Annotated in this window: 16 protein-coding genes and 2 pseudogenes; 12 read left to right on the top strand and 6 right to left on the bottom strand. The window is 47.8% G+C overall.

The window, feature by feature from the left end; genetic code table 11:
• The first annotated feature begins 17 nt into the window (after positions 1 to 17).
• Genes AC0IWZ_RS13830 through sfmF form a run of 3 tightly spaced genes read left to right on the top strand, consistent with a single transcriptional unit; the run spans position 18 to position 4,144 of the window.
• Positions 18 to 2,585, top strand: a complete 2,568-nt coding sequence (locus AC0IWZ_RS13830) for a fimbrial biogenesis usher protein (protein WP_471677013.1) — start codon at positions 18 to 20, stop codon at positions 2,583 to 2,585.
• 28 nt (positions 2,586 to 2,613) lie between these two features.
• The gene (gene fimH / locus AC0IWZ_RS13825; RefSeq protein ID WP_410374058.1) at positions 2,614 to 3,618 is read left to right on the top strand and encodes a type 1 fimbria D-mannose specific adhesin FimH; all 1,005 of its coding nucleotides are present in this window, start codon (positions 2,614 to 2,616) and stop codon (positions 3,616 to 3,618) included.
• Positions 3,611 to 4,144 carry a fimbria assembly protein gene (gene sfmF, locus AC0IWZ_RS13820; protein WP_471677014.1) on the top strand — a complete coding sequence of 178 codons (534 nt, stop codon included), beginning with the start codon at positions 3,611 to 3,613 and terminating at the stop codon, positions 4,142 to 4,144. Before fimH ends, sfmF begins: the two co-directional genes overlap by 8 nt.
• Before the next feature lie 86 nt (positions 4,145 to 4,230).
• Here the strand turns inward: sfmF and fimZ are convergent, their stop codons facing one another.
• The 4 genes from fimZ to AC0IWZ_RS13800 all read right to left on the bottom strand — a co-directional run bounded on the left by fimZ (position 4,231) and on the right by AC0IWZ_RS13800 (position 9,373).
• Complete coding sequence (gene fimZ / locus AC0IWZ_RS13815; protein ID WP_471677015.1) at positions 4,231 to 4,863, bottom strand: fimbria biosynthesis transcriptional regulator FimZ; 633 nt, start codon at positions 4,861 to 4,863, stop codon at positions 4,231 to 4,233.
• A gap of 592 nt (positions 4,864 to 5,455) precedes the next feature.
• Positions 5,456 to 6,118, bottom strand: a complete 663-nt coding sequence (locus AC0IWZ_RS13810; RefSeq protein ID WP_034496856.1) for a helix-turn-helix transcriptional regulator — start codon at positions 6,116 to 6,118, stop codon at positions 5,456 to 5,458.
• A gap of 325 nt (positions 6,119 to 6,443) precedes the next feature.
• The gene (locus tag AC0IWZ_RS13805; protein WP_471677016.1) at positions 6,444 to 7,049 is read right to left on the bottom strand and encodes a fimbria biosynthesis transcriptional regulator FimW; all 606 of its coding nucleotides are present in this window, start codon (positions 7,047 to 7,049) and stop codon (positions 6,444 to 6,446) included.
• Between the two features lie 140 nt (positions 7,050 to 7,189).
• A complete protein-coding gene (locus tag AC0IWZ_RS13800; protein WP_471677017.1) occupies positions 7,190 to 9,373 on the bottom strand; it encodes a sensor domain-containing phosphodiesterase in 2,184 nt (727 codons plus the stop codon).
• A gap of 410 nt (positions 9,374 to 9,783) precedes the next feature.
• Here AC0IWZ_RS13800 and AC0IWZ_RS13795 point away from each other — a divergent pair, with 410 nt between their 5' ends.
• Positions 9,784 to 10,335, top strand: coding sequence for a GNAT family N-acetyltransferase (locus tag AC0IWZ_RS13795; RefSeq protein WP_034496848.1), 552 nt, complete (start codon positions 9,784 to 9,786; stop codon positions 10,333 to 10,335).
• Between the two features lie 281 nt (positions 10,336 to 10,616).
• On the opposite strand, the gene AC0IWZ_RS13790 is transcribed toward AC0IWZ_RS13795, so the two are convergent.
• Positions 10,617 to 11,330, bottom strand: coding sequence for a hypothetical protein (locus tag AC0IWZ_RS13790; protein WP_471677018.1), 714 nt, complete (start codon positions 11,328 to 11,330; stop codon positions 10,617 to 10,619).
• A 282-nt stretch (positions 11,331 to 11,612) separates the two neighbouring features.
• Here AC0IWZ_RS13790 and AC0IWZ_RS13785 point away from each other — a divergent pair.
• Positions 11,613 to 11,705, top strand: a pseudogene (locus tag AC0IWZ_RS13785) (DNA cytosine methyltransferase); the annotation flags it as partial.
• Positions 11,706 to 11,713: 8 nt separating this feature from the next.
• Here the strand turns inward: AC0IWZ_RS13785 and AC0IWZ_RS13780 are convergent.
• Positions 11,714 to 12,891 (bottom strand): annotated as a pseudogene (locus AC0IWZ_RS13780) (IS3 family transposase).
• Between the two features lie 209 nt (positions 12,892 to 13,100).
• On the opposite strand from AC0IWZ_RS13780, the gene AC0IWZ_RS13775 reads away from it, so the two are divergent.
• The 7 genes from AC0IWZ_RS13775 to hcp all read left to right on the top strand — a co-directional run bounded on the left by AC0IWZ_RS13775 (position 13,101) and on the right by hcp (position 21,325).
• Positions 13,101 to 14,288, top strand: coding sequence for a hypothetical protein (locus tag AC0IWZ_RS13775; RefSeq protein ID WP_471677019.1), 1,188 nt, complete (start codon positions 13,101 to 13,103; stop codon positions 14,286 to 14,288).
• A 727-nt stretch (positions 14,289 to 15,015) separates the two neighbouring features.
• The gene (gene tssB / locus AC0IWZ_RS13770) at positions 15,016 to 15,510 is read left to right on the top strand and encodes a type VI secretion system contractile sheath small subunit (RefSeq protein ID WP_115631987.1); all 495 of its coding nucleotides are present in this window, start codon (positions 15,016 to 15,018) and stop codon (positions 15,508 to 15,510) included.
• Positions 15,511 to 15,545: 35 nt separating this feature from the next.
• Complete coding sequence (tssC, locus tag AC0IWZ_RS13765) at positions 15,546 to 17,096, top strand: type VI secretion system contractile sheath large subunit (RefSeq protein ID WP_471677020.1); 1,551 nt, start codon at positions 15,546 to 15,548, stop codon at positions 17,094 to 17,096.
• A gap of 13 nt (positions 17,097 to 17,109) precedes the next feature.
• Entirely contained in the window at positions 17,110 to 18,459 is a 1,350-nt protein-coding gene (gene tssK / locus AC0IWZ_RS13760; RefSeq protein WP_471677021.1) for a type VI secretion system baseplate subunit TssK, read from the top strand.
• Complete coding sequence (tssL, locus tag AC0IWZ_RS13755; protein WP_471677022.1) at positions 18,456 to 19,145, top strand: type VI secretion system protein TssL, short form; 690 nt, start codon at positions 18,456 to 18,458, stop codon at positions 19,143 to 19,145. The genes tssK and tssL overlap by 4 nt, the downstream gene beginning before the upstream one ends.
• A complete protein-coding gene (locus tag AC0IWZ_RS13750; RefSeq protein ID WP_471677023.1) occupies positions 19,145 to 20,830 on the top strand; it encodes an OmpA family protein in 1,686 nt (561 codons plus the stop codon). Before tssL ends, AC0IWZ_RS13750 begins: the two co-directional genes overlap by 1 nt.
• 3 nt (positions 20,831 to 20,833) lie before the next feature.
• Positions 20,834 to 21,325, top strand: a complete 492-nt coding sequence (gene hcp / locus AC0IWZ_RS13745; RefSeq protein WP_471677024.1) for a type VI secretion system effector Hcp — start codon at positions 20,834 to 20,836, stop codon at positions 21,323 to 21,325.
• Positions 21,326 to 21,447: the final 122 nt, after the last annotated feature.

Below are 21,447 nucleotides of genomic sequence, written 5' to 3'. Positions count from 1 at the left end.
ATAAGGATACCTGGCAGATGAACAATAAGTCACTCGCTCCGCTGGCGGGGATGATAATGGCAGCGCTCTGGCCCGGAACGAGTTCAGGTGAAAGCTACTTTAACCCTGGGTTTTTATCGGCAGAAGACGCCGCCGTTGCGGATTTGTCGCGTTTTGAAAAAGGCAGCGACCAGGCTCCGGGTGAATATCGCGTGGATATCTGGCGTAACGATGAATTTATCGCCACCCAGGATATTCGTTTCATTGCCAGCGACGCCAAAAGCGGAAAAGTAAAATCAGGCGGTCTGGTGCCGTGCCTGGATACTGACTGGCTCAAGCGCCTCGGTTTAAACATGCTCGCTTATCCAGCGCTTGCCAGGTTGAAAACCGGTGAATGTGTGCCGATGGCCGAGCTGATTCCGGGTTCCGAAACGCACTTTGATTTTGCCAAATTACGCCTCGATATCAGCTTGCCGCAGGCATCGCTGCTCAATAGCGCCAGGGGTTATATTCCTGCCCAGGAGTGGGATGAAGGTATCCCCGCCGCTCTGCTGAACTACAGCTTTACCGGCAACCACGGCAGTTCCGACGATAACTATTATTTAAGCCTGCAAAGTGGCCTGAATTATGGCCCGTGGCGGCTACGTAACAGCGGAGCCTGGAGCTACACCCGCGGCGATGACTATCGTTCCAGCCACTGGAATAACATCAGCACCTACGCGCAACGGACGATAATTCCGCTCAAAAGCGAACTGGTGATGGGAGACAGCAACACCGGTAGCGACGTGTTCGACAGTCTCGGCTTTCGCGGCGCACGGCTCTATTCGGCGGACAGCATGTACCCCGATAGTCTGCAAGGTTACGCGCCAACGGTGCGCGGCATCGCGCGGACTAACGCCAAAATTACCATCCGCCAGAACGGATTTGTCATTTACCAAAGCTACGTCTCGCCGGGCGCGTTCGCTATCAGTGACCTGAACCCAACTTCTTCGAGTGGCGATCTCGACGTTACCCTGGAAGAAAAAGACGGAACCCAGCAAAAATACACCGTGCCTTACTCCACCGTTCCGCTGTTGCAGCGTGAAGGACGATTGAAATTCGATGTGGTTGCCGGGGATTTCCGCAGCGGGAGCGACCAACAAAACACGCCATTATTTACCCAGGCCACGCTCGTCGCCGGGCTATCTGACGGCTATACCGTTTACGGCGGCACGCAGCTTGCCGAGGATTACACCGCAATGGCGCTGGGGGCAGGCAAAAACCTCGGCGAATGGGGCGCCATTTCGATGGATGTTACCCATGCGCGCAGCCGACTTGCGGATGACAGCGAGCATCAGGGGCAGTCATTACGCTTCCTGTACGCCAAATCACTCAGCGGTTACGGCACCAACTTCCAGTTATTGGGCTACCGCTATTCGACGCGTGGGTTCTATACGCTCGACGAAGTGGCCTACAAAAATATTGAAGGCTATGAATACGCCACGGATGACGCCGGTGGGAATAAAACGGAACCGGTTGTGCAGAGCTACCACAACTTGCGCTACAGCAAGCGCGGGCGTTTTCAAATTAACGTTTCTCAGTCTCTGGGCGATTACGGGTCGCTATATGTTTCAGGCAGTCAGCAAACTTACTGGGAAACCAATCAAAACAACACCTGGTACCAGACCGGGTATGCCAGCGGCTGGCGCGGGATTAGCTATTCACTTTCGATGTCATGGAGCAAATCAGTCGGGATTTCCGGGAACGATCGCATCATGGCCTTCAACCTTTCTGTGCCGTTCAGCACCTTGCTGGGGCATGGATATTCGCGGACCAGCACCCTCGACCGCGCTTATGCCACTTTTGCTGCCAGCAATAATTCTGATGGCGATGCCACGGTACAAACCGGCATTGGCGGCACGCTACTGGAAGGGCGAAACCTGAACTACAGCGTGACTCAGGGCCATAGCGATACCAACGGATACAGCGGTAGTGCGAATGCTAACTGGCAGGCGACGTACGGCACTCTGGGGCTGGGTTACAACTACGACCGGGATCAGCACGACTTTAACTGGCAGGCATCGGGCGGTGTGGTCGGGCACGCCGATGGCGTCACCTTTAGCCAGCCGCTAGGCGACACCAATGTGCTCATCAAAGCGCCGGGAGCCAGCGGGGTTGGCGTTGAAAATCAGACCGGGGTGAAAACTGACTGGCGAGGTTACGCGGTGATGCCGTATGCCACGGTTTATCGCTACAACCGCATCGCGCTGGATACCAACACCATGGATAACCACACCGATATTGAAAATAACGTCAGCAATGTGGTGCCGACTGAAGGCGCAGTGGTTCGTGCTGAATTTAATGCGCGCATTGGTGTGCGGGCGATTATCACCGTGACGCGAAGCGGAAAAGCCGTGCCGTTCGGCTCCGTGGTGCGTGAAGAAACCAGCGGTGTCACCAGCATGGTTGGGGATGAAGGCCAAATTTATCTCAGCGGTTTGCCGCTTCAGGGAAAACTTCTTGTTCAGTGGGGCGATGGCAAAGGTTCACAGTGTTTCGCACCGTATACATTACCGCCGGAAAGTCTGTCTCAGGCGGTTGTCGTGGCGAATGCTACCTGCTCATAGAATGGTTGAGCAATTCAGGGATCTGTTTATGAAATTGATGACATCACTAGCGGGAACGCTGCTATTAACTTGCGCACTCCCCACATTTGCGACGGTCTGCCACAATTCCAACGGCGTGCCGACGGATATTTTTTACGATCTGTCTGATGTGTTCACCAGCGCAAACAATAATGTCGGGCAAATTATCACGCTGGCGGCGAAATCAGGTTGGGTGGGGGTCAATGCGACCTGCCCGGCGGGAACTCAGGGCGACACCACCATGCGCAGTTATGTGAGTAATTTGCCGGTGCAAGAAACCATCGGCGGGTATCAATACATGAAACTCAATGACTATCTGGAAGGGGCCATGAGCATCACGGACAGTTATTCTGGGCAGTTTTTCCCGCCGAAAAATTATATTCAGATGGGACACCACCCCAATGTGCCCAAGCAAAAGCCTTTTGGGGTTCAGGACTCGCAGCTGATTTTTAAGCTCAAAGTGACACGGAAATTTATCAATATGGTGCCCATCCCAAGGCAGACCATGTTTACGGTGTATGTCACCACGCGAAACACCGACCCGCTGACCACCCCGGTTTATACCATCAGCTACAGTGGGAAAATCGAAGTGCCGCAAAACTGCGAAATCAACGCCGGGCAAATCGTCGAATTTGATTTTGGGGATATCGGAGCGTCGTTGTTTAGCCAGGCGGGGGCGGGGAATCGCCCGCAGGGTGTGACGCCGCAAAGTAAAACGGTGGCCATAAAATGCACCAATGTAGCGGCACAGGCCTATCTCTCCCTGCGCCTGGAAGCGGAAAAAGCCTCGGGCAAAATGATGGTATCGAACAATAACGATCTCGGATTTATCGTCGCCGATAGCAGCGGGCAGCCACTGACGCCAAACGATCTCAGTAGCAAAATCCATTTCCGCCTTGATGATGCCGCCGCGGCGCAAGTAGGCATTCGCGCGTGGCCGGTGAGCGTAACAGGGAACAAACCTGCGGAAGGGCCGTTTAGCGCGCGGGGCTATTTGCGGGTGGATTATGACTAAAATCGCCAGCGGCACATTTTTACGCGTTTTATTGTTGGTCGGCAGTGTGGTGAGTCATGCGCACGCCGACACGCCACTTGGCGAAGTGAATATCGAACTGCGTGGAAACGTGGTGGATTTCAGCTGTTACGTCGAGATGGGGGATGAGAATAAAACGGTTCAGTTGGGACGCTGGCCGACAAAACAACTGCGTACCGCAGGCAGTACGACGCAAAGTATGCCTTTCACATTGAAGCTGAACGGCTGCCCGCCCGGCGCTGCATCAATAACATTTTCGGGCAAACAAGCCACCGGTAATCCGGGATTACTGGGGCTGAACGAGAGTAGCGGAGCGACAAATGTGGCTGTCGAATTGCGTGATAAAGACAAAACTCAGTTGCCGCTGGACCAGGCAAGCCAGGATGTGGCCGTAGATATCAACGGCAATGCCGTGCTGACTTTTTTTGCTAATTACATCGCACTGGCTGATAACCCCCAGGCGGGGCAGGCCAATGCGGATGCGACTTTTATGATTAATTATTATTAACCGATCGGGATGTATCTTAGTGACATAAAAAAAACCGGCAGCGTATCCCGGTTTTTTTATGCTTTACTGTGATGTGTGTCGCGCGGCTATAATAATTCTTTCACACGGGCATAATCGATAAGTTCGACAATAGAAGTGACATGCAGTTTTGAAAATATATTTGATTTGTGCGCACTGATGGTTTTGTTGCTCAACAGCAGTTGCTCGGCGATTTCTTTATTTGATAAACCATTAGCCAGATAACGTAATACAGTTATCTCCCGATTGGACAATGGCATATCATCGGTTACGCCTTTGCGCGAGGTCGGGTTGCTGATTAATTCCAGTGTTTCAGAGGGGAAGAAAGAATACCCCGAAAGCAACATCTCCACGGCATGATAGATATCGTCCTGATCCTTTCTTTTACTGACAAAACCATTTGCCCCGGCCTGAATTGCCCGCCCGGCATAAAATCGCTCAGATTTCGATGAGAGGAATAGTATACGCGTGTCAGCCTGTATGCTTTTGATTCTCTTTAATAAAGTAAAGCCATCAATGGAAGGAAGTTCGATATCCAGAATCACTAAATCGACAGTGTGGGTGCGCATATAGTTAATCACCTCACGGCTATCGTCTGTTTTCATGACAACATCGATATTTTTATTTTTTTGTAACAGAACTTCTATCGACATTCTGACTATAGGATGTTCGTCCATAATAATTACGGATGCAGGTTTCATATTCTTGCCTCGGTTTTTTGAGAAACACATCGCATTGACGCAGAGTCACTGACGGTGAAAGTGGTGAAACGTTTCACTGATGAGTATTTTATTTTGTATGCAAGATGCTTCCTTGAACTTAAAACAGTCCTTCAAATTTACTATTCCATAGTGGTTTTGAACGTAATAAAAGGAGTTATTTCATTAGTAAAAAGAATGTATTCATATTAGCTAAATGAATGATTGGATTATACAGCCATATTATTTCAGAGAAAGGCTAGTGTTATCTTGATGCAATTATGCTGCGATCAAATTCTAATTAAATTGGTTAATTATTTGTTATTTGGATAATGCGCCTGTGTTAAGTTAAATGAATGGCAAAAAAGCTTGTTTTGAATATAAAGAATAGTGCGAAATCTTAAATGTTTAATATTTGTTATGTGTAACATGGAATCATTACATGATTTATCGCGTTGACGTGGCATAGCAAGCGGAAAACCGATTTTCCAGGAATAGTTATAATTGTGAAATATTTGATCTGATTTAACATAAATACAACATTGAAAATAGGCAATTTCCTAGCCTTCATCCGTAAGGTTGTTATTTAGTGCAGCTATTCTTTTCCTGACAACGGAGAGGATAATTTATTTAAAAGGTGTATGAGTGCCTTGTTGTTCTTGAGGCCAAGACGGGTGGCAATGCGCCCAAGCGTATACACAACAAAGTGGTAGGGTTTGTTGAATGACAGGGCTATCGTTTTCAATGAATCACCTTTTGCCACCGCCAGCAGAATGTTCCATTCACGATGAGATAGCGGAGCAGGGGGTGAGAAAACAAGCTCTTGCTCGTTCCGATTCAGGTTCAGTATTTTGAGCAACTCCGAAATGGTCTGCCGCCTTTCGACGACCGGGAAGCGGGAAGCTGCATCAATCAGTCTGGCGATGTTTTGGCAGCGGCAGGTAGCAAATTGCATGATATTGAGTTCGGGCCAGGTCTTATGCCATCTCCGCGTTGTATCCAGCACATCAATAGCTGCCTCGCTCACGCCATCCAGATCTATCAACATACGCGGCTGCGGGTTTCGGCTAAGTAATGTTTCAGCCTCGTCCAGGGTTGCGCAAACGTGAGTGCGCTGGTGCTTAAAAACAGACTCAGTGAGTGCGAGAGATAAGTAGTTGTCGCCGGTCATAAGGATGATATCGAGCGGTTCCGCCAGAGACTGTTTATGAATCTGATGTTGCAGGTATTCCAGACGGTCGAAGACAATCGGTGGCATTCTGGCATGGAGATTGGCAATGCCACTATTTCTGATGCGGCGATATCTGCGTTTACGTGCGGCTATGTACAAATGCTCAGTCTTCTAGTGTGCGAATAAAGGGGACATTCGCTTTGCTACGGCAGGGAATCAATGCTGAATGAGACGTTATTTCCATATTTTTGTTGATAGCACAATGACGACTGAAAGGGGGTCGCTTAGGTTTCTCAGAAGCTGAATGTTCACAGCTTCTGATTATATCGTTGGAATGGATACTGACAGGGATTAAAAGTGTTAGATATTAGGTTTGGCTTAAGTACATATAAGCTGTTTCTTAAATAACATGTCAGTTAAGGATTAAAAAAAGGAGGTTGGTTTTAAGAAATTTATGCAATTCATATTGATCGCGAATACCCAATTTCCTCATGATTGCCTTACGATGTAATTTTGCGATATTTTCATCCAGTTTCATCAAACAGGCTGAATCTTTTAACGAATGCCCCTTAGCGATATGTGAAAGCAACTGGCGTTCGACAACGGTGAAGCTGCGTGTGGTGCAGTATTGGCAAATCCCGGCAGGAATCGCAACGGTGTTTTTTCCATGTCTGGACGGTTCAATCCACCAGGCTATTTTGCGGGTTATTTCATCAATTTCATCTTCTCTGAAGATAACCGGCAACATATACAAACATGGGCGAAACATCAGATTCTGATGTTCTTTTTGGCGGCAAATGAGAATAATTCGTTGAGACTTTGTTGCCTTAGGCATTTGATAGCACTCAGCAGTCACCCAATTATCATCCAAAGACAGAAATACAATATCGGCGCACTTATGGTGTTCGGGAGATAAAAAACAAAAATCTTGTTTAAGGTGATGGCACACATTTGCAACGATAATTTTTATACCGTGAGTGAAATGGCTATTTTTTTCGCGTATCGCAATTGTAAGCATAAGATCTCTCATTGAGAAATAGATCGAATGGCGATGGTAATGAAGTTAACAGGCAAACTGAATAACTTGAGACTTAATCGACAAGTCGCTGAGGATGACTCAATACCAGGGGGTTTCCTGGTATGAAAAATGCAGGAAAATCATTTGCGAAGGGATTCGATAGCAACAGGTTTGCCGGTATGATAGCCCTGAAGCCAACCCACACCCATGGTGATGAGCATTTGTTTGATCTCTTCGCTTTCAACAAATTCCGCGACAACTTCCAGATTTTTGAATTTTGCGGCTTCGCAAAAAGACATCACGATAAAATGGTCGAACTTTTCAGAAACGATATTTCGGACAAATGAACCATCTATTTTAAGAATATCTGCTTCAAGGTTTTTCAGACGAGAATAACTGGAAGCTCCCGTTCCAAAATCATCAATTGCGATCTTACAACCCAAGTTACGCAGCTCTCGCAATACATTTACAGCATTCAAGTTATCTATAATATCTGATTCAATAATTTCGAAGATGATGCGTTCCGGGCGAATTGACCAGGTGTTAAATAAAGTGAAAAGCCTGTCGAGGAAATCCGATTTGATCAACGACTGCGGGGTTAGATTTATCGAGAAACGACTGTCCGCCTGAGATTGACCCAGAGAGTGCATAAAACGAAACGTCTGCTCTATGACCGTCATATCCACTTCTGCGAGCAGGCCGGCTTCTTCTGCCAGGGGCAAAAACGTATTCGGGAAAAGCAAATTATTATTCCCCGCGTTAATCCGTATCAGGATTTCTTGATATCTGTCGGAACTGCTCGTGGAGACGATAGGCTGTGCCAGCAATACAAATGATTTTTGGTCTATCGACTGCTGCAACAGGTGGCGTATCACCGCTGGATTGACAGCGCTATCACCAGCTTCATTCATATTCAGGTTTTCAGGTTTGCCATTTTGCAGCGATACAAAAGTGCTGGCATTGAGTTGCCCGACAATATACGAAAGATTGGGGATGTTGTTATCGTAACGCATCCAGGATAAGCCAAAGTTTAACCCTAACTCCATCTCTCCCCAGGAAAAACGAAACGAAGTCATGGCTTTATAATAGGAGTCGATAAGACTTTCATTCATGTTGTCCAGACGCAGGAAAATGCCATATCCAGGACTGTAATAAATATTGTCATACCCCTTAAGCAGCGGTGTTAAGTATGCAACCACGGCTTTAACAAATTCAAAGCGGAAAGCAATACCATGAGCTTGTGTTAAAGAGTTTAATTCCGGGCACTGTACGGTACACAACCCTGCGTTCGGATATTGTATGAGATCTTTTTTAAGCGCTTGTAAATTGGGCAGGCCGGTATGAGGTTCAGATAAAGAGACGCGCTTAAGATGTTTGATGTAGTTAAGAATGCGTGTTGCCAGTACACCAACAAGGACAATAGTCAGGGAAAATATGGCAATCATTGATGATGCAAGCGCCAGATGGCCGATATAGTGCTCTACCGTAAATTCATTTTTTATCGATATATAATTATCAGTGTAATAGCCTAACAAAATGAGCATGAAAACCCATAATGGGTTTATCAGTGCATGGCCCAATCGGATTGAGCCCCAAAGCATTAGGGGTAATAGTAATACTATGGAATAATCAGTGAATATTAAAATGTCATTTCTTGTTGTAATCATGCAGTACATAATAGCAATCAAAAGCATTGCCCATACCAGCTGACTTATTGCATGTGGCCCATTAACAATCAAATCTTTTAACTGGCGCAAATAGCTTAAAAACCATGAGGGTTTGTAGCAGGCGCGGAAAAGTAAATAACAAAATGGGACACCTGTAATACAGGATGTCAACATCCACTGAATATTGATAAGCGTAATAACACTAAAAATATTTTCATCAGAGGCTGAGATAAAATGAAATTTGAGCAGTAACCACTGGTAGAGCACGGTAAACGTAAAACTATTAAGGAAAATAAGCCAACATATGCGTTGCGCAGAGAGGCGGCTGCGCCCAAAACTTACCATGCCTCGTTTGCCCGTTGCGCAAAAATAGAGCGTGACACAGATTAAAGCACTGTTTAACTGTGCAGCGGTACTCAGGAAATCAAACAGTGGATAGTGGTAAAAACTGTAAAGGGCAAACAGGGCTAACGTCGGGAGTGCCCTGCGATGGTATAAAATCAGCAATGCTGTAACGATGGGTAAGGTCAGATCATAAAACCGTAGCGGTATCCCAACTATTTCAACGCTATGGCTCAACTTCGCAGCAAGCGAATATAAAAAGAAAAATGTGACACATATTTTAATGTGCTGTTGAATGCTTGCTGAGAAAACCATATTTTTTAGCGTAAAATCCTAATTTTGATTAATAAACGCGCACAGCCTGATATAAGATATTTTAGAGTATCATGTTTTTATTAAACGAACACTTAACAGTTTTGTGGTTATTGATTTCATATGGAACTTTGTGCGAGTCAATTGGAATATAGTCCTACGCGAAAATTATTTGTTGTTTCTTTGCTATGAATGTTGTTTTTCTTGGTTAGATGTTTTTAATACTTGTGAATATGTGATTGCCATTATAATAATATAATTCCATGATGACATTCTCCTGTTATATTCACAAAGTTAACTCTGTTACGCATGAAGGTACTCCCTGCTAAAAATGTTAATTACTTGTTGATGCCCGCTATTAATTCTATGTATAAATTACTCTAAACAATACAGCGTGAAGAAAGGGCAACAGTATGGAAATAATCACACCGAGATTGATCCTCCGGCCACTTCGTTCGGAAGATGCCGAGCAAATTCAAAACGTATTTCCGCGCTGGGAGATTGTGCGTTACCTGGTTTCTACTGTTCCGTGGCCTTATCCACCTGGCGCGGCAAAACATTATGTCGATAATGTTGCGCTGCCTGCGGTAAAAGAAGGAAAGGGCTGGTTCTGGTCCATTCGGCGTAAAGAAAATCCGCAGGAATTAATTGGGCTAATTTGTCTGATGGATACTCCAGATAACAACCGTGGTTTCTGGTTAGTCCCGGAATGGCAAGGACAGGGCCTGATGAGTGAAGCCTGCGGTGGAGTCAATGATTTCTGGTTTGAAACACTTGAGAAAGACGTGTTACGCGCGCCAAAGGCCGTCGCCAATGACCGTTCCAAAAACCTTTCCATCCGTCACGGCATGCGGCTTATCCGCACCGAAAAATCGCAATATGTGAGTGGAGAAATGGACTCGGAGCTTTGGGAAATAACCCGCGATGAATGGCGGCAATTCAAAAAGTTAGCGTCGCTGGCTTAACATCTGGCAGCACAGCCGGTTTACAGTCACTGTCGCGCGCATTATTCTTGTGAACGCAAAAATATGATTTATCAATGACTCGGGGTGCCCTTCTTTGTGAAGGCTGAGAAATACCCGTACCACCTGATCTGGATAATGCTTATACCAGTATACATAAGCATTGTAGTGACTGCGTACCATCCTGCGTACCCAAACAAATTAATTTCTGGGGAAGCGAGGTTTGTATTGCTGGTTCGGGAGCTACTCAAGCTGGAAATGACAGGGCTGATCATTTCCAGCTTCTATTCCCAAATTACCTCAGTTGCGAGATAGTTGTGTATGACTGAGCGGACGGTCATTATGCCTTGTTGAAATACCATGTATCGATAGATGTCATCTTGAACATTAACCCAGCCATCATCTAAGTCTTGACCTGTCATGACACGAGTCATCATTCTGCTACCAACTTCTGGCCAGCCAGCAAAGGGTCCACCGGCTTCCTCGAAGTCGTTACGTTGGTTTTGATTCATAGATATCAGTGGAACGGCACTTACAGAGACTGGATCGTCCAACATTGGCTCTCCGTACTCGTAGAAAGCATGGCCTCTGGCGTTTTTCAAAATAACCCGATGTATGCGTTCTATCTCCGGTAGCCAAAGAATCTGCTGCCTGCCATATTCATCTACTGTAATCTGCTTAGCTGCCTGAAGTCGAGCAGCCAGGGATGGGTTACGTGTAAGTGCCCTCCCGATTTTTGGATTTCTCTGCGCTGAAGGGTCTGTGCTTCCTGCCTTCACACAACTCAGAAATGTAACGAAGTACCCTTCATCCAATGAGAAGCCAGTATTACATTCCTTGCATACTTCGACTTGTGGTACATGGGGTGGCAGAGGTCTTTCTAGTAACCCTTTTGTCGGGACGTGATCTCTGTTGGTATGACGGTCAATAATGGGTGAACCGCAATGGATACACCAGGCTTTGTGCCGATCATCGGTAAAATGCTCTATTTCTTCCATACATCCTCTCTAAATGTCATATGGCTGTTGCTTTTTGGTTCTGTAAGCCACGCAGTTTCAACGATTAAAAAGTTACTGATGCATCAACCAGCCATCCCATCTACATAGAAACTATGTATCAATTCTGTGGTTAGTCGCAGTAAAGAGTGTTTTGTGCTTTTGATATCATATAGATAACACGGATCACACGATTTTCCACTAGTAACATTAACCGGGGGTATCTGATACAAATGTTGCGTATAATGCTGGCATCAAAACTTGAAAAGTCTGAGTAAGATTAAATTGAAAGCTATTGATTTGTTTGCTGGTGCGGGAGGTTTTTCGCTAGCAGCTTTTGAGGTTGGCATTGATGTTCAAGCGGCAATTGAACTCGATTGAAGTGGTCAACAAAAACTGGCCACAGTTTTAGAGTTTTTCCAGAACAATCGCTCTGACTCATTGGGTGTTAAGCCACCGTTATATTGGTGGGGTCTGAGCTGGCTGTAATAACCAATGATGTAATTTGTTATTGATCTATTTGCTTCGCTAAAATTAGCGTATCCACAGTTCGGTACTCATTCTGATTTCAGGCTGCGAAAAAATCGTTCCATTGGGCTGTTGTCCCAGCAGTTTCCACGGCGACTCATGCTTTGCTTTATACGATAACGCCACAGTAACCGTCTGAATTCCCTGCTGGTATAGTGACTTCCCTGGTCAGAATGATACATAACGTCAGCCGGTTTCCCCCTGGCTTCCCAGGCCATCGTTAATGCTTTTCCTGTCAGACCTGAGTCCGGAGAAAACGACATCGCCCAGCCTATTGGCTTGCGGGAAAATAAATCCAGAACAACCGCCAGATAAGCCCAGCGTTTGCCCGTCCAGATGTAGGTCACGTCGCCGCACCAGGTCTGATTAGGTTCCGTTACTGCAAACTGGCGATCCAGATGATTAGGGATATCCACATGCTCTTTTGTGGCTTTTTTGTAGCGATGATCCGGTTGCTGGCAACTAACAATATTCAGCTCTTTCATTATCTTACTGGCCCGCCAGCGACTCAACGGAACACCTTTTGCGCTGACCATATCGGCAATGCTCCGGGCCCCCGCAGAGCCATTACTGGCATGATAAACTTCACGAACCAGGCTTAGTATAATGATGTGTTTTGCATCAGGTTTCTGCGGTCGGCTTAGCCAGTACCGATAGCTACTGCGATGGATCCCGAACACATTGCAAATAAAGGCAACAGGAAACCGCGTCCTGAGTTTCTCAACTAACGAGAATTGTTCAGGGAGTCTGACATCAAGAGCGCGGTAGCCTTTTTTAATATATCGTTTTCCATTTCAACACGTTGCAGTCGTTTTTCTAATTCATGAATGCGAAGTTGCTCAGGCGTCATCGGAGAGGCCTTTGGGGATTTCCCTGCGCGTTCTTCTTTAAGCTGGCGAACCCATTTATCCATCGTGGATTTACCGACATTCATTGCCGTTGCAGCGGCGGCAACGGTGTAGTGCTGATCGAGTACAAGCTGGGCAGCTTCGAGGCGAAACTCGGGGCTAAAATTACGTCTGTTACGTCCGGTCATAATGTCACCTGTTTTGACTATGAGGCGATGATATCACCTCTATTCAGGTGGCCAGATTTAGTATTCCACTACAGTCACCTTCATTTTATCTGGATATCCAGAGTTTTTTACAACATCTAATCTGCAATAATTTTCTCTATGCTAAAGATTCAGAAGATGACCTCTGGACTACCTATTCTCCCTTACCGAGTGAACTAGGGAAAGAGAAATTGCGATTCGTCTTTGAACAAACCAGAAATTTATGTTGCGATCGTGCTCTGGAGTTGCTCAGCGATGCTGGGATAATCAATATCAAAAATTATTCTTTCGAGAAGCGTAAATGCCGTAAATTCGCATTATCTAAAAAATATCTGAATTGCTGGTTCGGTATGTTACCTGAGGAATATAAAAAGCAGGAGGATCGTTACATCTATCTTTCAACAGGAAAACGTCAGCGAAGTAGTAAGCTTCTAACGGAAGAACAACTAATACAGAAAGCTCTATCACACGGTGATATGCCCCGACATGAAACATGGCATGCTTCACGGGAAACACATGATTATATGCGCCGCGTATACTCCTGCTTGGGAGGACTGCGCATTAACCTTGATAAGTTACAGGCATATGAACCTGTTAGCGAGCGGGAAGCTTTGCAAAAGATTCATTTCCTGCAACATCTGGCAGAACGGGGATGTCGTATGGTTTCTAGTTTTCCCCTCGTTGTTGAGTATTTTCCTGAGTACAAACTGGCGGAGCGTGGAACCCGTTCCTTTGAGAAAAATGGTGGTTTTCAGGCGTTAAAATCGGCGATTAAGTGGAACATATTTGAAGGATACAACTACGATATCAAAAGCAGCCAATTGACTATCCTCAAGTACGAATTGGATAGTTATGGTATAGGGTGTAAGCAGCTAAAGTTGATAACCAAGAAGAAGGTCGCGAGAAGGTTCAATGTTGATGAGAAGACAGCAAAACTGCTTATCTACACGCTGATTTATTCGCTGGGCGAGTTCAGGAAACATAAGGACAGTAGGGCGTTCCATTCGCTGTGCGATTTATACGGTTATGAGTTGGCAGTCGTTAAGGCCGATGAATGGTCTGTGTTTGTGCGGCCAGTGAAAAAGGCGCTCAAACGGTTGGTGGAATGTTATATCGCTGGGGGTATTAACTGTCCGGGAAGAGGACTGGCTATTCGCAACGCCGTTCGTCAAACCTACCTGATAAAACCAGACAAGATTACAGCGGGTGTCAGGCGCCGGGTCTTGTCTCATATGATTCAGGGGATCGAAAGTAAGGCTGTGTATGAGACGATATTGGCAAACCCCGATGTCTGTGGATCGATTGAGCATGATGGGCTGGTGAGTAGTGCTCCACTTGAATGGCAGCATTCCTATCTTGACCTACAACAAAAGCATTGAACCTAATTTATAACTATAGTTTTCCAGATTCCATCCTTCCAGTTTATGGAATTCTCGCTATTCGAACGAAGTCTGAATTTTAATTAAATACTTTCATTTTTATAAATTATAATTCATGAAAATACTATTATTTTGGTGAATGAAAATCAACTTATTGTGAGTGTAGGCCTGTGACATTCAGACTTTGAGTTTTCCTTCTGCGAAAAGTAATGTTAACGCCCGGTCGCAGGAGTATAGAGGTTAATAGAGGTAAGCTTTATGTATGGGGGTGAAATCATACATTTTCTGAATATGTGAAACATTTTTTAGCTAAAAATAATAAAACTAAATATGTTAAAAGTACTTATCCAAGAGCAAAAACATACAAATTTTAATAATTAAAAAACTGTAATGAGATAATATTAAAACCTTTAAACCCCACCCCAAGCCATTCGCTTAAAAACATTGATTTAGATCAACAAAAGATCATCCATACAACATACCACCACTATTTTATTTACATATGGTGGATTTCGCTACCCTGCATGTTAAAAGCAGTCAACAAATCCCACTTTAACAGCATATGCAGAGTTCTTTCTTGTTTGCATATAGAGGAAAATTCTTAGGAACTTTCCAATAGCAGATCTTTGATCTGTAAAGTTGATCTAAGTTAGATGTTTGCTCTATCATCGCTTTGTAAAGAAATCCGTGGATTACATCACTACAGTTCAAGAACAAAGGGAATGATATGGCTGAGTCGACCTTTCAAAGTGAGATACCGAAAGCACGTGTAAACATCCGGCTGGACCTGCATACAGGCTCAGCTCAGAAGAAAATTGAGCTCCCCCTGAAACTGCTGGCTGTCGGAGATTTTAGTAATGGTAAAGAAGATCTCCCTCTCTCAGAGAGAAGTAAATTAAATGTTAACAAAAACAACTTCAACAGCGTCCTCTCTGAGTTAAATCCCGAATTAAAATATTCAGTCCCAAATACACTTTCTGATGATGGCTCGGAAGAAAATATCAGTCTTAGCTTCCAGGAAATGAAAGACTTTGAGCCTGAACAGGTTGCCCGACAGATACCGCAGCTACGCGCCATGCTTGCCATGCGTAATTTACTTCGCGATCTGAAATCTAATCTTCTCGACAATATTACCTTCCGAAAAGAGCTTGAGAAAATTCTTATCGACCCGGCTCTGACGCAGGAATTACGCGACGAATTAAGTGCCCTTGCTCCTGAATAAAACAGGGTGAGTCTTTTAATGGATTAACAGAGAGAATGCTGATGTCCGTAAATACCGAAACACATTCAGTACAAGGGCAAACGACTGTACTGGAAAAAACTCCACATAATAGCGTTTACGCTTCATTGTTTGAAAAAATCAATCTGACGCCTGTTAAAAACCTGGGTGATATCACCGATTATCAGGACACCAGCATCATGGCTGAAGCGACTGCTGATGAGCGAGTGACAGCAGGAATTCAGGTTTTCATGCAGGTGATTACTCAGTCAGGCCAGAAAGTCGAAAAGCTCGATAAAAATTTACTCGACCAGCACATTGCTGAACTGGACCGCCAGATCAGCCGCCAGCTTGATGAAGTGATGCACCACCCGGACTTCCAGCGCGTAGAGGGATTATGGCGGGGACTCCAGCACACTATAAATCGCACTGATTTCCGTCAAAATGTGAAGGTGGAAATTCTGGACGTCTCGAAAGAAGACCTCCGCCAGGATTTTGAGGATGCCCCGGAAATTATTCAGAGCGGTCTTTACTATCACACATATACGATGGAATACGATCAGCCTGGTGGCGAGCCGATTGCCGCTATCATTTCTTCGTATGAATTCGATTCATCATCACAGGATGTTGCGCTGCTGCGTAATATCTCGAAAGTCTCCGCCGCTGCTCACATGCCGTTTATCGGTTCGGTCGGGCCTAAGTTCTTCCATAAAAATTCGATGGAGGAAGTGGCCGCGATTAAAGACATCGGTAACTACTTCGACCGTGCTGAATACATCAAATGGAAATCCTTCCGTGATTCAGAAGACTCCCGCTATATCGGCCTGACCATGCCGCGTGTGCTGGGCCGTCTGCCGTACGGCCCGGACACCGTGCCAGTGCGCAGCTTCAACTATGTTGAAGAAGTGAAGGGACCAGACCACGAAAAATACCTGTGGACCAACGCGTCATTTGCGTTTGCTGCCAACATGGTAAAAAGCTTTATCAATAACGGCTGGTGCGTCCAGATCCGTGGGCCACAGGCGGGTGGTGCGGTGCAGGATTTGCCTATCCATCTGTACGACCTGGGCACCGGCAATCAGGTGAAAATTCCGTCTGAGGTGATGATCCCCGAGACCCGTGAATTTGAATTCGCGAATCTGGGCTTCATCCCATTGTCGTACTACAAAAACCGCGACTACGCCTGCTTCTTCTCGGCCAACTCATCGCAGAAACCGGCGTTGTTTGATACAGCTGACGCGACGGCCAACAGTCGTATCAATGCCCGTCTGCCATACATCTTCCTGCTGTCACGCATCGCCCACTATCTGAAGCTTATCCAGCGTGAAAATATCGGCACCACTAAAGATCGTCGACTGCTTGAGCTGGAGCTCAATACCTGGGTGCGCGGCCTGGTGACTGAAATGACGGACCCTGGCGATGACCTTCAGGCATCACACCCGTTGCGTGACGCGAAAGTGACGGTGGAAGATATCGAAGACAACCCGGGCTTCTTCCGCGTGAAACTCTTTGCGGTGCCGCATTTCCAGGTGGAAGGCATGGACATCAATTTGTCGCTGGTTTCCCAGATGCCAAAAGCAAAAGCCTAAGGTGGTCGCAGGGATGAAAATTTATCGTCCACTGTGGAACGAGGGGGCATTGCTGTCCCCTCAGCAGTTCCAGCAGCAGGCAGAATGGGAATCGTTTCGCAGTGCTGGGGTATCGGCTCTGGCGTCTCCCTTCCCGTGGGGAGTGGAAAAGGTCGAGTTTGATGACAACCTGCTTTCATCGGGACTGATCCAGATTTCACAACTGCGGTTGTGGCTGGAAGATGGTTCTCTTATCGACACTCAATGCAGTGAGTTACCCCCCGTACCTCGTGAACTCGACCCCGCGCAACTTGCGGGTCTTGATGTGGTCACGGTCGTCATTGCGCTGCCGTTGATGCAGTCAGGTATGACCAATGTTCAGCAGGAAGGCGTACTTTCAGACAGACCGCTTCGCTATCGTGAAGAATGGGTGACGGTTCAGGACGCCTTCGGTGCTGAAGAAGAGTCGATGGCCGTGGCCCGTTTCAATTATTCCATCCGGTTTGCCCATGAGAGTAATGAATCCTGGAAAACCTGTCCGGTCGCCCGACTTATCCGGGACGGGCAGGGTGGATGGCGTCAGGACCCGGCGTTTATCCCGCCGCTGGCGTTGTTCTCCGCCAGCCCGACACTTCGTGAACGCCTGGTATTACTCAATCGCCAGCTTCGCTCCCGCCGCCAGCGTCTGATGTCAATGCGCCGTGAGAGCAACGAGCGCCTGGCTGATTTTGCGGTCGCTGACGTTTCGTTGTTCTGGCTCCTGAATGCCCTGAATTCCCATGCCCGGGTGCTGACAGAGTATGAACGTTTCCCGGCCCGTCATCCCGAGCAGGTCTGGGCTGAGCTTGCTCGACTGGCTGGTAGCATGCTGACCTTTTCTCTGGATCACGATCTGGATGCCATTCCAGGTTATGACCACGCGGAGCCGGTCAACGCCTTCCCGCCTCTGTTTGAGCTCATCACCGGCCTGCTGGAAGCCAGTCTTCCTTCAAGAGTTATCGCGCTTGAAATGTCCCGGCCTGATGACCAGACCTGGAAAGCCAGCCTGCATGATATTCGTTTACGTGAAGAAGCCGACCTGTATCTGTCTGTCCGTTCCGATATTCCCGCGTGGCAGATTGCTGATCGCTTCCCGGCACTTTGCCAGGCAGGATCACCTGATGACGTGAATGAAATTTACAGTGCCGCTCTGAAAGGTATTCCACTCATTCCTGTGAGCCGAGTGCCTGCCGCGTTACCGGTGCGGATGGAAAACCAGTATTTCGCCCTCGACATGGAAAGTGCTGCTGCCCGTGAGATGCAGGAGCAGGGTGTATGCATGTTCTATGTGCCTGCATTGCTCGGGAAACTGGAGCTTGAACTCTTTGCGGTGCTGCGCTCATGAGACAGGACATCGATATCGACCAGCTGATGGCGGAAACCTGGCTGACCGTCACCATGCTGAAGAAGGGCGCGGTCACTCCGGATGGCACAGCGCTGTACGAAAAGTGCATCCGGCAGGTGGAAGGCGTCCGTGAAGCCCTGGAACGAGCGGGGTATGACGAGGCGAGCATTGACCATATCTCTTATGCACAGTGTGCTCTGCTGGATGAAGCTGTTATGGCGCGAAAACCAGTGAAGACTGAAGAGATAGATGAAACCTCCCTTGATGCCGGTCAGATAGCCTGGCGTAAAGCACCGCTACAGGCCCGGTTCTTTGGCTCCCTGCATGCCGGGGAAGCATTGTGGGACCGTATTGCGGAAGTTCTGCGCCAGCCAGCACCCAATAGCGCGGTTCTGATCTGTTATCACCGGGTTATTGCCCTGGGTTTTCAGGGGCTGTACAGCCTGAAGGCAGTGAGCCAGACGCAGCGTGATGAAGTGATTAAAGCCCTGACTGATCGTGTTCCTCAGCCTGATGCGGGTTTGTCTCTGGTGGTTCACCGGACCGGTAAACATCGCTACAGTCTGATGCGCTCTGTCTGGTTCTGGATTGTGCTGGCGGTCATATTGACTGGCGTGGTCTGGTGGGGTGGGCATCTGTGGCTTCAGGCGCTGTTGTCAGCGCAAATTCCGGAGCTGCCACGTTAATGCGTAAATCAGTCATCGTTTCGGTTGTGTTACATACCCTGGCAGGAGCTGCGGCGTTGCTGTGGCTGCTCTGGTATTTCATTCCCGTCAGTCACGTCTCTAAAAGCCTGGCTACGGTGATACTTATCATTGTTGCTGGCTGGACTGTCTGGAAAAACTGCCGATATCGCGCAACGCAGGCTGATGGTTCAGAAGCATCAGTCGAATTGCCGTTACTTGATACACAGGGGCCGGTTGTTCTGGTATGCGGTGATGGACTTGAAGCGATATTCCAGGGGCAACAACTCCGGAAAACTGCTCAGGGCTGGTGGTATCGGGCAGGAGAGGTCAGTCGGTTAACGGATATTGTGCGCAGCATTCTGGTCCAGCAACCCCGTCAGGCCGGACAGCTTTCCGTGATGTATACCTGTCTGCCGGACCAGCATCAGGATGAGGCCGTCTTACGCTCGGCACTGAAAACACTCCGTCAGCAAGTCAGGCAGATGAAAGCGCTGACCGGATTTTCGCTGCCGGTGGTGGTGTGTTGTGACTTTTCAGGACCATCCATACCCTGGGTGATCGTTCGCGGAGACAGTCCGGTCGTGTGTCCGCCTGATGAATCCCCTCAGGCTCTGGTTGACTGGCAGCAGACGGAAAATAATCTGGTGGTACTGCCGGTTCTCAGCCAGGCATTCGCGTTTATCCGGGAAACCTTGCTGGATGAACTGGAGAAAGCGGACAGATTAATCCCACCAGTGCGCGCTTTTGCTGTGGCGTTGCGCCTCGGTGCCACAAATACCGACCCTGCGCCCCAGTCTGTCTGGTCAAACTGGCTGTTTCGCCGCACCTGTTTGCAGTTCACGGGTGTTTCCGCAGCCAGTGATCCTGCCAGCCGCTTTCCCGATGCGGTTCTGCCGTTGCTGGCTCCGTTTGCTTCCCCGATACAGGGAGGCCAGCGTACCCGCCGTGTTGTCATGGTGATGTGGCTGTGTTCACTTGCCGCACTGGGCTTTTCTGTGACGAATAACCGGGATCTGATCCACCTGGTGAGTACCGATTTACAACGCTGGTCTGCCATTCCGATGAACCATTACGTCCCTAAAGCACAGTCGCTGGCGGCGCTGAAACAGGATGCACTCCTGCTTGAACGCTGGCAGCGCCAGGGTGAACCGCTGCGTTACAGTCTGGGCTATTACCCGGGGCAACGCCTGTGGCTTGCGCTGCAACAGGCGATTGATACGTATGTTCCTCCCCCGGCCCCGAAACCGAAGCCTGTTCCGAAAATTGTCCGTCTTGACAGCATGTCGCTGTTTGATTCCGGCAAAGCCTTACTTAAAGACGGCTCGACCAAAATCCTCGTCAATGCGCTGGTGGGCATCAAAGCCAAACCTGGCTGGCTGATTGTCGTTAGCGGCCACACGGACAACACCGGCAGCGTGTCGCTTAACCAGAGCCTGTCACTGCAAAGAGCTGAGTCCGTTCGCAACTGGATGCGGGACACAGGTGATGTACCGGAAAGTTGTTTTGCGGTGCAGGGCTACGGTGACAGCCGTCCGATTGCTTCAAACGATACGCCTGATGGCCGTGCGCATAACCGGCGTGTCGAGATCAGTCTGGTGCCACAGGCCGATGCCTGTCGCATACCGGGCGAAAAACCAGCGTCACCGGATGTACGTGACGTTTCAACTCAAGAAATGGAGAAGTAAAACATGGCAATTCCAGTCTATCTGTGGCTGAAAGATGACGGCGGTGCGGACATTAAAGGTTCTGTTGACGTTAAAGACCGTGAAGGCAGCATCGAAGTGGTTGCTCAGGAACACAACCTGTATATCCCGACCGACAACAACACCGGCAAACTGACGGGCACCCGTATCCATACCCCGTTCCTGTTTACCAAAGAGATCGACTCATCCAGCCCGTATCTGTACAAGGCGGTGACCACCGGCCAGACCCTGAAATCGGCTGAATTCAAGTGGTACAAAATCAATGACGCAGGCCAGGAAGTTGAATATTTCAACACCAAACTGGAAAACGTCAAGCTGGTGAAAGTGAACCCGGAAATGTACGACATCAAAGATCCGGCAAAAGAGAAGCACAACCATCTGGAGCGCATTGAACTGCGCTACGAAAAAATCACCTGGACCTACAAAGACGGCAACATCATTCATTCCGATTCCTGGAACGAACGCACCACCGCGTAACGCCCGACCGGGCTGGCGAAAGCCAGCCCGTGAGGTGGCTTTTGCCGTCATCTGCCCGGGTGACCACAAAAGTTACTTTTAATCCTGCCCTTTGACCTCGTGCGCTTTGGTCTCCTTATCAA

Source organism: Buttiauxella sp. AC142 (assembly GCF_979253435.1).
Note: the sequence above shows the minus strand (reverse complement) of the source record. Positions and strands in the feature narration are given on the sequence as shown.